The 12756-nt window shown below is 47.2% G+C and carries 11 protein-coding genes; 3 read left to right on the plus strand and 8 right to left on the minus strand.

Annotated elements, in window-relative coordinates:
* Window positions 1-7: 7 nt before the first annotated feature.
* The gene (locus MHB56_RS08885; RefSeq protein WP_076129195.1) at window positions 8-1663 is read right to left on the minus strand and encodes a response regulator; all 1656 of its coding nucleotides are present in this window, start codon (window positions 1661-1663) and stop codon (window positions 8-10) included.
* Window positions 1664-3484: a sensor histidine kinase gene (locus MHB56_RS08890; RefSeq protein ID WP_339169554.1), complete on the minus strand. Its 1821-nt coding sequence runs from the start codon at window positions 3482-3484 to the stop codon at window positions 1664-1666.
* 238 nt (window positions 3485-3722) lie between these two features.
* Between MHB56_RS08890 and MHB56_RS08895 the strand changes: the two genes are divergently transcribed.
* From MHB56_RS08895 to MHB56_RS08905, 3 genes are all read left to right on the plus strand, one after another.
* Complete coding sequence (locus tag MHB56_RS08895) at window positions 3723-5099, plus strand: ABC transporter substrate-binding protein (RefSeq protein WP_076186349.1); 1377 nt, start codon at window positions 3723-3725, stop codon at window positions 5097-5099.
* 207 nt (window positions 5100-5306) lie between these two features.
* Complete coding sequence (locus MHB56_RS08900; RefSeq protein WP_036679565.1) at window positions 5307-6191, plus strand: carbohydrate ABC transporter permease; 885 nt, start codon at window positions 5307-5309, stop codon at window positions 6189-6191.
* 27 nt (window positions 6192-6218) lie between these two features.
* Entirely contained in the window at window positions 6219-7109 is an 891-nt protein-coding gene (locus tag MHB56_RS08905; protein WP_036679567.1) for a carbohydrate ABC transporter permease, read from the plus strand.
* A gap of 92 nt (window positions 7110-7201) precedes the next feature.
* On the opposite strand, the gene MHB56_RS08910 is transcribed toward MHB56_RS08905, so the two are convergent.
* From MHB56_RS08910 to nifE, 6 genes are read right to left on the minus strand one after another with little or no spacing between them, the layout of a single operon-like run.
* Window positions 7202-8332 carry a homocitrate synthase/isopropylmalate synthase family protein gene (locus MHB56_RS08910; RefSeq protein WP_076186351.1) on the minus strand — a complete coding sequence of 377 codons (1131 nt, stop codon included), beginning with the start codon at window positions 8330-8332 and terminating at the stop codon, window positions 7202-7204.
* A complete protein-coding gene (locus MHB56_RS08915) occupies window positions 8329-9081 on the minus strand; it encodes a HesA/MoeB/ThiF family protein (protein ID WP_076129191.1) in 753 nt (250 codons plus the stop codon). The genes MHB56_RS08910 and MHB56_RS08915 overlap by 4 nt, the downstream gene beginning before the upstream one ends.
* A 38-nt stretch (window positions 9082-9119) precedes the next feature.
* Entirely contained in the window at window positions 9120-9686 is a 567-nt protein-coding gene (locus MHB56_RS08920) for a DUF269 domain-containing protein (RefSeq protein WP_341143489.1), read from the minus strand.
* Window positions 9670-10074, minus strand: coding sequence for a NifB/NifX family molybdenum-iron cluster-binding protein (locus MHB56_RS08925; RefSeq protein ID WP_076186358.1), 405 nt, complete (start codon window positions 10072-10074; stop codon window positions 9670-9672). Before MHB56_RS08925 ends, MHB56_RS08920 begins: the two co-directional genes overlap by 17 nt.
* Window positions 10040-11377 (minus strand): nitrogenase iron-molybdenum cofactor biosynthesis protein NifN, encoded by a 1338-nt coding sequence (gene nifN / locus MHB56_RS08930; protein ID WP_341143490.1) that lies wholly within the window; start codon window positions 11375-11377, stop codon window positions 10040-10042. Before nifN ends, MHB56_RS08925 begins: the two co-directional genes overlap by 35 nt.
* The gene (nifE, locus tag MHB56_RS08935; RefSeq protein WP_341143491.1) at window positions 11367-12731 is read right to left on the minus strand and encodes a nitrogenase iron-molybdenum cofactor biosynthesis protein NifE; all 1365 of its coding nucleotides are present in this window, start codon (window positions 12729-12731) and stop codon (window positions 11367-11369) included. Before nifE ends, nifN begins: the two co-directional genes overlap by 11 nt.
* Between the last annotated feature and the right edge of the window lie 25 nt (window positions 12732-12756).

Below are 12756 nucleotides of genomic sequence, written 5' to 3' on the forward strand. Positions count from 1 at the left end.
TTTACTCCTACTTCCCTAGTCCCTTTTGATATTGTGAGGGCGTAAGTCCGGTCCATTTCTTAAAAGTAGCACTGAAGTGGCGTTCTTCCCCATAGCCCACTAACTTTGCAACGGCGTACATTTTTAAGTTTTGGCGGAGCAGCTTTTTTGCCTCTTCTACCCGGTATTGATGCAAGTAATCGAGAAAATTCACACCCAGCTCCTGGCGGAACAGTGAACTTAAATAAGTATTAGATACATAAGCTTCCTTCGCAACATACTCCAGAGATAGATTGGTATTATATTTGTTACGGATGATCTCAAGCGCTGTAACTACTGTTCGATGCAGAGGGCGATGTTTAGAAAAAGCCTCTACCACATTCTGCATGATCTTATTCAGGATCGTAGATAATTCTTCCAGCGTCTCGATCTGTGGTGCCTGCTCCATCCAATTGACCAAATGCTGCTTCCATTCGAATCCAGCTACTTGTTTTTCCTGCGCAAGCCTCTTAAGGCGAACGACAAAAGCTGTTGCCCGAATATTCACCTCCTGCTTGAGGCATCCGGGGTTTCCGCGAAAACGTTCCAGCCACTGCTCCAGCAGATCGAGGGCAAGCTCATTACTTCCTGCACCGACTGCCACAAGCATCTCATCCTCCAGCACATTTAATTCAGGATCATCTAAAATCCCGATCTCCTGTGCGCCACCCCCAATAACTCCCGAACCTTCTGTAAAAAAATAAACGCCGCCTTTCCCGTTCAGAAAGCGGGATTCCATAGCCTGAAGCGCTTCTTTATAAGACAGGTGAGCTTCCGAAATATCCGCACGACAGGAGCCTACAGCAATACTGATTGACAGCTTGAGGTATTTCTCCAGATTGCTTTGCAGCATCCCGATCTGCTCTTTTAAATAGATGGGGGTTCGGTAAGACTTGCGAGAATCCGTTCCAGCTAAACCACTGCCGATCCAGAGCAGGAGATTGCCATCATGAAAGGTCTCGATTTTTCCTTTATAGATAGGAGACAAGGTCTCACTAATAATATTTAGGGCCGCGTAACGTAAAAGTACAAAATCCTGTCCAGACCCACCAGCAGAGGGAGGATCAAAATCAAAGCTGACCAGCCCAATCTGCGGACCTTCGTGACTAATAGCCATAGCTAACTCACCGATCAGCTCCTGCCGCCGCTCCAGCGGAACCGGAGGATGATGAATCCATTGGGACAGCACTTGGCTTTTGACAAGCGGTGCATTTTTATGCCAGGAACGATCTCTTTTTAGCTGCTCATTCTCCTGACAACGCTGCCTTTCAATTAGCTCCTTAGCCTTGAGTACCGTCTTCAGAATTTCCTCCGGCCGGCACGGCTTCAGCACATAATCGACAACCCCCAGCGCAATCGCTTGTTTCGCATAAGAGAACTCATTATAGCCAGATAAAATAATCGAGCGAAAGTCGTAACCGCGACGCCGTCCAGCTTCGATTAGCTCCAGACCATTCATCTGCGGCATGCGGATATCCGTTAACAATAAATCCGGCTGTTCAGACTCCATCAGAGCCAGCGCTTCACTTCCGTTCCCCGCTTCGCCCATTACCTCAATCTGATGCGAATTCCAGTCAATCATATTGACGATACCCTCACGGATGGTGTCTTCGTCTTCAGCAATCAGCAGCTTCAGCTTCATCATTTAGGGACCCTCCACAGTGATATGAATGATAATACGTGTGCCTGCTCCTTCTACACTCTCTACTTGCAATGAGGCTCCGGCAAAAAACAAAGCTAAACGTTCCTGTACATTCGAGAGTGCAAACCCCGAACGTCCAGCATTCTCCTCTTCCTCCGAGATAGAGCTTCCTCTCGCTAAACGCTGATGTAGCTCCTGAAGTCTTTCCGGCGTGATTCCCACCCCGTTATCTTGAACTTCGAGCACAATAGTCCTATCTTTGCGGAAGGCGCGAATCGAGATTAGTCCGCTTCCAGCCAGTGGCTCGATCCCATGAATCACTGCATTTTCCGCCAGTGGCTGGAGCAGCAGCTTAGGAACTGTAAAATCCTTGATACTCTCATCCAAGGTAATTTCGAACTCAAAACGTTCTCTAAACCGATTTTTTTGCAGGAACAAATAATTCTTTACAAGCTCTACTTCCTGTTCCAATGTAAACGTATCCCGCCCATCATTTAAGCTCAGCCGGAATACTTGAGAAAGCGAATAGACCATATCCGCTATTTCTTTGTCGCCTTTCTTCTCAGCTTCCCAACAAATCGTATTCAGCGTGTTATATAAAAAGTGCGGCCTGATCTGTGCCTGAAGCGTTTTCAATTCTGCTTCCTGCTGCTTCAGTTTGGAGGCATATACATCATTGATGAGCGATTTGATCCGCTGCACCATTAGATTATAACCATGGCCCAAGAGACCAATCTCATCATTTCCTTCAAAAAATACGCGCTGCGTGAAATCCCCTGTCTGGAATCTGCGCATGGAGCGGGAAAGTTTTTTCAGCGGTTTCGTTATTGAGGCGGCGGCGAGCCAGGTAACCATTAAGCTAACTGCTAAGCACAGAAAAGCGATCGTCACCGTGACCTGTGAAATCTGCCCCAGCTCTTTGACAAGCTGCCGTTTGGAATGCACCACCACTACATACCAACCCGTCGTTTCTGACTGCAGATGCGAGACAATCCACTGTTTGTGATCCGCTGTAGACTCCAGTCTCTCCTCTAGGTTCAACTTAGGGTCGCTGTCCGCAAAATACGGAAGATCAAGATCTCTTTTGCCGATCCAGCTCCGGTTAGAAGCCGTAATGATGAGTCCGTCTCGATCTACCACAAACATATCTACATCATCTTCAGAGTTGTCTAGATATTGGCTTCCGATCTTTCCAGCATCGACCCCGATCACCGCTAGCCCTGCCGGTTTTAAAGTATATACATTCTTGATAATTCTGGAAAGTACAATCTTATGATAATGATCACCAACAAATATGCCATCCGTGGGTCTGGACAATCCAAAGGTTGGACTGCCTGCGGCTTCAACGGCTTCCTTGTAGTACGAGGTTTGGACAAAGTTAGAGAACTTCATGCCAGTCGTCAATCCGGCTTGGTTCGCAGCAAAAGGCTCCGCCCCGTTATTCTGGTCTTCCAAAGAGTATAGAATCAGGGATTGAATCGAGTTGCCAGCGACCATCAGGTTGGTGACCGTTTTAAATACGGAATTACGTTCTTTTTGTGCTTCTGACGACACTAAGAGCCGCTGCACACTTTCATCCAGAAAGAGTGTATTGGAAAAAGAAATCATTCCCCTCACCATCTCATCAATCTGCTCTGCTGTTTTTCGGGTCAGGTGATCCTGTGACTGTTTCATTTTCTCCACCACCTGCTGCGAAGAGATCTGATAGGAGTTCCACCCCATAGCAAATATAGTCACGAGAAGCAGCGGCACAAACCATAATAACAGCTTAAACTGGAGCGGAAGATGGCGATAACGGCTTAATAAGCGGATGTTTCGATTCATGAGAACCACCTTCATGTATAATCAATAAATGTGTAAACCAAGTATAACTGAAATCATTAAACCCTGAACCAGCTTTTTACAATCACTGAAAAATGCCTACATAGTTCTTAAATATGGACCATGTTTCTATCGGTCATAAACTCTTAAGATGGGGATGCAAGAAGAAACGACATTGTCGTCCTCGTTTGATGACAGCCGTTCTCGTGGAAATATATCTCATAAAAAAGGTGGGTTTTTGATGAAAGGTAAAGGAATAAAGCTAGCACTTATGAGTCTAATGCTACCAGCTCTGCTGGCAGGCTGCGGTGGCGGAAATAACAATGCGAAAGCTACCAATGCACCTACAAATGACAAGGCCGAAGCTACTGCCGAAGCAACAGCTAGTGCAGGGGAAAACACACCCGCCGAAAAAATCACACTGAAGTTCTTCACCGCGCTCGCGGATCGGGCCAATGGTTCAGGTAAGGTAGAGCAAGACATTATCGATGCTTACATGAAAGAGAACCCTAACGTCAAGATTGAAGTGGAAGCGCTTCAAGATGAGCCTTACAAATCAAAAATCAAAGTATATGCCTCCAGCAATCAGCTTCCCGATATCATTCAAGCCTGGGGTCAGCCCTCCTTCCTGAGTCCGCTGCTGGATAACGATCTGCTGCTTGAACTGAACAGTGCTGACTTCGAAGGTAATCAGTTTGTGTCCGGATCCATGGACGGCTTCAGTAAAGACGGTAAGCTTTACGGCTTGCCGCGTGGTGCCGACTACATGGTGATGTACTATAACAAAAAAATATTTGCTGACAACGGCATCGAGGTGCCAAAAACAACAGATGATTTGCTTGCCGCCGTCAAAACACTTCGTGCCAAGAAAATTAACCCGATCGCTATGAATGGTATGGACGCTTGGACACTGCCTATCTGGTATGAATTTGTAGCCCAACGTCAGACTGGCGATTTCAATACAATGGATGAAGCTGTGGCACGTAAAATATCCTTTACAGATCCTAGTCTGGTTGCAGCTGCAACTGAAATGCAGCAATTCGCCGATGCTAAAGGTTTTGCCGATGGCTGGCTGACTGCCGATTACGGTGCTGCACGCAACTTGTTCGGACAAGGGCAAGCTGCCATGTTCTTTATGGGCGCTTGGGAGTCGGGTCTGGCAACAGACGAGAACTTCTCTGAAGAATTCCGCAATAACGTAGGTGCTTTCGCATTCCCAGCTTCAACTAAAGGTAAAGCAACCGATGATGCCGCTTGGTATGGTGGTGGATATGCAGTCAGCAAAAACTCCAAACATGCTGAAGCCGCTGTTGATTTCTTGAAATATTTCTTCGCTCCAGAGCATTGGTCTAAAATGCTATGGCAAGCTGGCGCGGGTACACCTGCGCAGCAATTCGATCAATTCCTAACGGGTAACGAAACCCAGCTGCAAAAAGAATTGATTGAAGTGTTCAGCTCCATGACCTCTTCCAGCGGTACTCCACTGCAGGATGTGGGTGACGATGAGTTCAAGCAAAAGGTAATGGAGGCGCATCAAAGCCTGCTTTCTGATGCGATTACCCCTGAAGAATTCGCCAAAGCACTGGATGCTGCATCCGATAAATTCGCTGGTAAATAAACCAGAGAACTACAAAAAACATGAACCTTAGCGCTCCTGAAGTAACCTTATAGATGGCAGTGCGCAAACCCCGGCTTCCCCCAGAGGCCGGGGTTTTGTTTTCGAAAAAATGTATACACCGATCTGAAATTTACGGCATGTTCCGGTGCCTGGCTTCCCGTTACGATGGTAATAGATAGATTACTCTTTAAAAGGACGGAGATTTCCATGCACAGAGTGTTAAGCGACAAAAAAGCGATATTCTTACTCATCGCACCTGGACTGTTCCTATTTGCTTTTATGATCTGCATCCCTATCTTCATGAGCGCTTATTACGGTTCTACGGATTGGGGCGGAATCGGCAAATACAATTTCATCGGCTTTGATAACTACCGCGAAATTCTATTTCATGACAAAGTGTTCTGGAGATCGCTGGTCAATGCCCTGCTCCTGACCGCCGCCACTGTATTTTTACAACATCCCTTTGCCATTCTCATGGGGATATTCCTAACCAATTCCGGCAAATACGAAAAAATATTCCGGACGATCTTTTTTATCCCCGCTGTAATTTCCGTCGTCGTTACAGCCAAGCTGTGGACCGGAATTTTCCATCCGAACTACGGACTGCTCAACAAGCTGCTAAGCGGAGTTGGATTGGACGCACTTACGCATGATTGGCTCGGTGATCCGAAGACAGCCATCTGGTGCATCATCATTGTTGTTATGTGGCAAGGCTTTGGGTATGCACTGCTGCTGTATTATTCAGGTCTGCAAGGCATTCCGGAAGATTTAAGCGAAGCCGCAAGAATCGATGGCGCCAACAACTTTACCCTCTACACGCGTATCATCATTCCGCTGCTTTCGCCGATGATGCGGGTTGCCATCATCATTGCCGTCACCACCTGTCTTAAGCAAATGGAAACCGTATTCTTAATGACCAACGGTGGCCCTGCAAATAGCACACAGTTCCTAGGGAACTATCTTTACAAAACCGCCTTCTCATCATCGCTATACGGCTATGGTAATGCCATTTCGATTCTGTTTATTGTGTTCTGCCTGATCCTAACCGTTATCCTCAACAAGATTTTAAAGAAAGATATCGGAGAATTTTAAAGAAACCCTGTAACCGGAGGATATCCTATGAATAATTCCTTATCGCCTGCCGCTTCACCCCCTAAGCTAAACCTTCACAAACAAGAACGCAGAAAGCCTACAACGGGCAAAATTCTAATGATGGTGTTCCTGTGTATCATCGCGTTGATTCAGTTATTTCCGCTTATTTGGTTGATCGATTATTCCCTGCTCAAGAGCGGTGAGTTCTTCGGAAGCTCATTTCTGAAATGGCCCTCTCCACCCCAGTGGGAGAACTATCGAAACGCTTTTACCTACGGGCGTGTGCCACGTTATTTTGCCAACAGTCTTATCATTACAGTGATAACTGTTATGCTCTCTGCGCTGGTGTCCCTGATGATGGGATATGCGTTTACCCGGATGAAATGGAAGCTAAGTGGCATTGTCCTCTCTCTAATCATGTTAGGCATGATCATTCCCATTCACGCCACATTGCTGCCAAACTTCATTCTGTTTAACAAGCTTGGGATGCTGAACAATATGTACACATTGATTTTGCCTTACTCAGCCATTGTCATCCCCATGAGTGTCCTGATTATGACCGGGTTCCTGGAGACCATCCCACGGGCCATTGAAGAGTCCGCCGTTATTGATGGCAGTGGCATTTACGGGTTAATCTTCCGTATCATCCTGCCCATCACCAAACCGGCGCTGGCAACCATCTGTGTGCTCAACTTCATCAGCACTTGGAATGAATTCATTATGGCGAATACCTTCCTCACCTCGGAAGATCTTAAGACGATTCCCTTCTCCATTATGAAATTCACTGGTGAGTATTCATCCAACTATGGTGCACAGTTCGCGGTTATGACGATCATCGCTATCCCCACCATCCTGATCTACCTGCTCTTCACAGAACAGATGACCAAGGGAATTACCGCTGGAGCGGTTAAGGGCTAACACAATAAACTTAATCCTAACAACATTAAAAGGCTGACAAGACAGGTTTCGTACCCGTCTTGTCAGCCTTTATTCATTCTTACTAATATCTCTTACGGTCGTTGCCAATCCTCCCTCAGCCATTCAACCAAGAGGAGCTCTGGCACATTCACTTTATTAACTTCGGCATAGTCTCTCACCCGTTCAAGCAAACGTCCCGCGGTTCCAGCACTAACCTCTAAACCATGTGCGTTCAGAACATGCATGATTCCACCACTTCCGGAATGTTTACCTAACACAAAATGATGTGCTCTCCCCACCTCTGTGGGATCAAAGGTCTGGTAGGTGGCTGTTTCTTTCAACAAACCGTCAACATGTATCCCAGATTCATGTGTGAAGGCGAGTGATCCGACGATTGGTTTGGCATCGCCGACACTTCGGCCCGAGGCTGTGATCACCCTATCCGCCAGCCCTTTCAAACACTCCGGACGTACGCTGCTCTCTCCGCCATAAAGATAACGCCAAGCCATCACTACTTCTTCCATTGCTGCATTCCCGGTACGTTCACCAATCCCTGCTACCGTAGTGCTTGCCCAGACCGCACCCGCGGCAATACCGCTAAGTGTGTTTGCAGCCGCAAGACCAAAATCATTGTGGCAGTGTACCTCAAGCTCTACATCTACAGGAACAGCACTAAGTAATGTGCTTACCCGCTCTGCCATTTGACCCGGATGATGAGCAGATACCGTATCTGCATAACGGAACCAACGAATGCCTTCTTTATATAATGTATTTACCAGTTCAACCAGGTACTCCATACTTGCCCTTGAAGAGTCCTCCATCCCCACCGACACAGTCATTCCTAGCCGTTGACCATATTCCGTCGCATGCAGTAATCTTGTCAGACCTTTGGCAGGTGTTAAACCTAGCTTACCTTGTAATTGAATTTCCGAGACAGGGATCGATACATGACTCCAGTTCACACCCGTCGCCCAAGCTTTGTCGATATCACTTTCCAAAGCCCGATTCCAAGTCATCATCTTCATAGGTAGACCTAAATCAGCGATAGCCGCAATATCTTCTTGCTCTTGCTTGCCCATGGCAGGAATTCCTACCTCTGCTTGCTCCACTCCGCATTCCGACAGCAACCTTGCGATTTCCAGCTTTTCTTCCCTCGTGAATGAAACTCCAGCCGCCTGTTCACCATCCCTAAGTGTCGTGTCACATAGCCTGAGACTTTTCACGGTTTACCTTCCTCTCCGCAGCAAGTGCAATTCGGATTACGGGTAATATGGACGCTGTAACAGGCGAAGTCGAGTGAATTGAAGCGATGCATTACGCCCGCATAAGTCGTCCCTACCCTTGTAACCCATTTTACGGCTTCCAACGCAGCCAGACAACCCGCAATTCCGGAGGTTGCTCCCAATACTGGAAAGCCAAACGGTTCCCATTCTGGATTCACATCCGGATAAAGACACTCTAAGCAAGGGGTTTCACCAGGTATAACCGTTGTTAGTGAAATCTCAAATCCATACATCGCCGCCTCTACCATTGGCGTGCCGGTTTCTACACATAGGCGGTTCAACGTATATCTTTCCGGAAAATCATACCGTGCATCAATCACTATATCGGCTTGTTCTACCCAAGGTTTTGCTATATTATATTCTATCTTCGAATTAAATCCTTCCATTTCAACATTTGGATTCAGACGTTTTAGCTGCTGAATGGCTGTGCTCATCCTTTCCATACCCAACTGATCACTGTCCATCAAAATCTGTCGATTTAAATCTGGAGGCACAATGTTTCCTTCATGCGCCAAGATCAGCTTGCCGATTCCGGCAGCAGCTAAATAAAGTGCGGCAGTGCCTCCAAGCCCTCCAATTCCAGCAATCATCACTGTAGCTTCTTTTAGCGCTTTCTGCCCGCCTTCTCCAAGCAGCTTCAATTGGCGAGCGTATCGTTCCAGTTCGGTGCCGCCTACAAGCTGCTCCATGTTGCTCCCTCCCTGTGGCTGAGCTGCATCATTGGAATCTAACCCTCCAGACCATCCGTTCCATAAAGAGCTGTCATTTCATTAAATTTATCCATAAAGGCTAACCCTTCTTCTACACAAGCAACGCCGTAGCGAATTACTTTCTCCTCAGAGGTAAAAGGAAACGGAAAACCTGCTCTCAAGCTTTTTAACACAAGAATAATCCGATCACTATATAAAAGAGCACGCCCAAATCCTTCCCCGTTTATTTCAGATGAACTCTGAACCAGAACCCCACTCTTCTCCTCGATCACGCCCGCCACCGCCTGAAACAAGAGAGGAACCTGCAAACGGACTTTTGGAGAAACCGCGCAGTTAAAATCAGATTTGTTCTTATCTTCAGCGGAAGCGAGAAACAATCGTTCGATCTTCTTCTGTGGTGAAAGAGAAGCCTGTCTTCCAAAAAAGTCTTCTGTATCAAGCAATTGACACAACTGCCGTATGAACATCTCTGCTATATCTTTATCCAGCTCTTTCTCCGTGGTTCGACTACGGTGTTTTAATGCTGATGCTTCCGGAGCAACCCGGCCCATTAATGCAGCACTCTCATTAGCTATGGGATCCATCTACACTCGCCCCTTCCGCTTCATTTTCAGCATGTAATACCTTGGCTAGCCACATTGGTGGTTTGCCCTGTAGCATTTCAACAATCCGCTTCACTTGCTCATCAATAGGACTGCCTGGTGGAACCTTTACCGGCATAATTTTACGACGTGTGACTCTTGCCGCTGCTGAGGCTCCAATCTGCATGATGAATATTAGCGTGCAATCCTCTACCACCTCCAGACGACTCTCTATTTTGCCTGCTTCATCCTGATTGAGAATCGTTGGCAGTTTACGAAGACCTATAAGCTCCCCGCCACTTTTGGTAACTTTATAAATTGCGAACATCGGACTCTGCCCAAAATGGGCATTCACTCTAATTCCATCCTCTGTAGCGAATGCTACTTTCACGATGTTCCTCCTCCCTTCGCATTAACAGATTCGCCGCTTTATTCGTCCACTCCATCGCTCCCCGATACCCTACAGAAGTGGCCATATAAGCACCAAGCTCATTCCAAACGGGAAATCCAGCCGCCATAAATACTGCATCTAACCGCGCCGCTCCATTTATCCCATGTGAGTTACCGATCCATAAATCTGCACCTTTACCCAAAAACTCAACATCATCCAGATCACCGACCCATACCTCTCGTTCCATCTCAACCACCAAAGGAGTTTCATAGGAAGTGACCAGGGCCTTTTGCTCCACCCCCAGCTCTTCGAGCCAAGAAGATACGGTATACAAATGATCTGGCTCCAGCGCAACAAGTGCAGACATTCCCGCAAATTGAAAATGAGCATCCAGCATGCTATCCAATAAATTCTCTCGTTGCCAGCAATAACGAAGCTGTACCGGCTGCCCGCTAATTTGATGCAGAAATTGCAAAATATCATCCGTTGCTTTAAGCCCCATAGCACTCTCGAATACTTTGTAGGGAGTTCCCAGCGCATTATGCAGTCTTCTAGCTGGACGCTCCATACTTCCGCCGATGGCAAGGGTTAGACCCGAATGCAAGCTTTGCAGCATCGAATCTAGAGGCACCCCACCTCTTGTTAGCGGTGAAAATCCTGTCAGCAGATGCCCAGACAAAGAGGTCGATATATCAGGTACAGCGATTACCTCAAAACCGAAGGAGGATATCATTTCTTTCAGCTCCATCACATCACCCGGCGTCAGAAACGATCCCGGCAAGAGGGTAATCTGACGTGAATTCACACTCCTTGAACCCCGATGGCCTACCTGCTGAATCATCTCATCAAGCATCGCCTCCACGGTAGAACTGAACCCCGATTCCAATGAACCACGAAAGTCAGGTAAGGTGACGGAAAAAGCAAGCCCACCCCGCATGTTCCGCTCCCTTTTATAGGTCTTGAGCATGGATTGATAATCCACTCCAGCCACATCCGTCAGCTCAGTCCCAATAATGCCTATAATGTCTGGTCGGTGTTTACTGAGTATGGTATTTAGAGCTTCCTCTAAATTACGATTCGCATCAAAGATTACATCCATCTCCTGCAAAGCAGAGGTCTGTACGGCTATAGGCTCGCGAAAATGCCGGGTAAGCAGCGCCTTCGGAAATGCGGAACAACCTTGCGCGCCATGCACAATAGGCAATGCCTTGTAGCAACCCTGAAATGCCAGTACGGAACCAAGGGATTGACCGATTTTGATTGGATTAACTGAAGTAGGTTTACTCCTTTTGTTAACGGTCATAGGAAGGTTCCTCCTTATCCCAGGGAGCGGCACTGGCAGCCAGCTTCCAGATTGGATTAGCAAGAGAATACGTCAGCTCCTTAGCCAGCCTTAGTAAACCTTCGTAACCAGCATAGGCCTTGTGTCTTTCTTGATTAATATCGATAAACGGAATTTGCTCTTTCATTGCCACATACATATTCCGTCCGCCAGCAATCATAATATCTGCCTTACGATCCCGGACGGTTTTGATAATTCGGCTTGCCCCGCCCTCCGGGATATATTCGGTGTCATCACTAACACGATCCGCTATACGCCGTATATCATCTTCCGTGCTTTTGTTCGTGCCTACACCTACCACCTGAACGCCTAACTCCTTCAGTGCGGAAATAATCGACCAGCTTTTTACTCCACCCGTATAGAGAACTGCTTTCTTTCCTTTAAGCAGCTTGCGGTAGGGCCGCAGCTCCTGAATCAGTCTGCTTTCCTCTAGTTCCGTCAACCGATCCACACGCCGCTCCATCTCACGGTCATTCAGCAAATAAGCCATTTGACGTAAGGAATAAGTTGTCTCCTTGGCCCCATAGAAGGAGCCTTCGAAATAAGGAATGTGGTATATTGCCTCCATTTCTTTTGCCAGACCTAACAATGCACGGCTGCACACAACCATATTCACTTTTGCATGATGTGCCCATGTAATTTCCTTATATCTTGCATCCCCTGTAATTCTGGACATTAGCGTAATTCCAACACTCTTCATTAATTTCTCGATATCCCACATTTCACCCGCGATATTGTACTCCCCAATCAAATTCACACCTAAAGGAATCTCAATCTCTGGTTCACCTGTGCCAATTACATATTGTAGCAGCGCTTCACCAGCCAGCCGATTTCCAAGATTCTTACTGCCTACGAATCCGGGGCTGTTCACGGGGATCACAGGAAGCCCCAATCTGCCTGCCGCTTCCTTGCATACCGCATCCAAATCCTCGCCAATCAATGCTGTCACACAGGTCGCATATACAAATATTGCCGGAGGCATAAAGCGCCCGGCAATATAGTCAATGCTATCTTTCAGTTTCTTTTCTCCGCCAAAAATAATATCGTTATCGTTGAGATCTGTAGTGAATCCGTATTGTGAAAGCGAAGGCCCGCTTGACAAAGCCCCTCTACTTTCCCAGCTATTCCCGGCACAAGCAGCCGGCCCATGGACAAGATGCGCAGCATCCATGATCGGCAGCAGCGTGATTTGGGCTCCGTCAAAGGAGCAGCCCCCAGCCGCTTCGCCCGGCTTGGGGCGTGGACATGGTTTCGATTTCGGAGTTAAGCTCCCGCAAGCTTGCGCGTCGGATACATCGTTTCTGATGGACTCCATCGTACCACCTCCCGTAACTGAATAC

This window comes from Paenibacillus sp. FSL H8-0315, from assembly GCF_038005365.1.
GTDB lineage: Bacteria > Bacillota > Bacilli > Paenibacillales > Paenibacillaceae > Paenibacillus_AQ > Paenibacillus_AQ odorifer.

Excerpts from the sequence above, each read along its gene's own strand:
- MHB56_RS08885 (WP_076129195.1), bottom strand. The coding sequence starts at position 1,663 with ATGATGAAGCTGAAGCTGCTGATTGCTGAAGACGAAGACACCATCCGT.
- MHB56_RS08900 (WP_036679565.1), top strand. The coding sequence starts at position 5,307 with ATGCACAGAGTGTTAAGCGACAAAAAAGCGATATTCTTACTCATCGCA.
- MHB56_RS08915 (WP_076129191.1), bottom strand. The coding sequence starts at position 9,081 with ATGGAGCAGCTTGTAGGCGGCACCGAACTGGAACGATACGCTCGCCAA.
- nifN (WP_341143490.1), bottom strand. The coding sequence starts at position 11,377 with ATGACCGTTAACAAAAGGAGTAAACCTACTTCAGTTAATCCAATCAAA.
- MHB56_RS08920 (WP_341143489.1), bottom strand. The coding sequence starts at position 9,686 with ATGGATCCCATAGCTAATGAGAGTGCTGCATTAATGGGCCGGGTTGCT.
- MHB56_RS08890 (WP_339169554.1), bottom strand. The coding sequence starts at position 3,484 with ATGAATCGAAACATCCGCTTATTAAGCCGTTATCGCCATCTTCCGCTC.
- MHB56_RS08905 (WP_036679567.1), top strand. The coding sequence starts at position 6,219 with ATGAATAATTCCTTATCGCCTGCCGCTTCACCCCCTAAGCTAAACCTT.
- nifE (WP_341143491.1), bottom strand. The coding sequence starts at position 12,731 with ATGGAGTCCATCAGAAACGATGTATCCGACGCGCAAGCTTGCGGGAGC.
- MHB56_RS08895 (WP_076186349.1), top strand. The coding sequence starts at position 3,723 with ATGAAAGGTAAAGGAATAAAGCTAGCACTTATGAGTCTAATGCTACCA.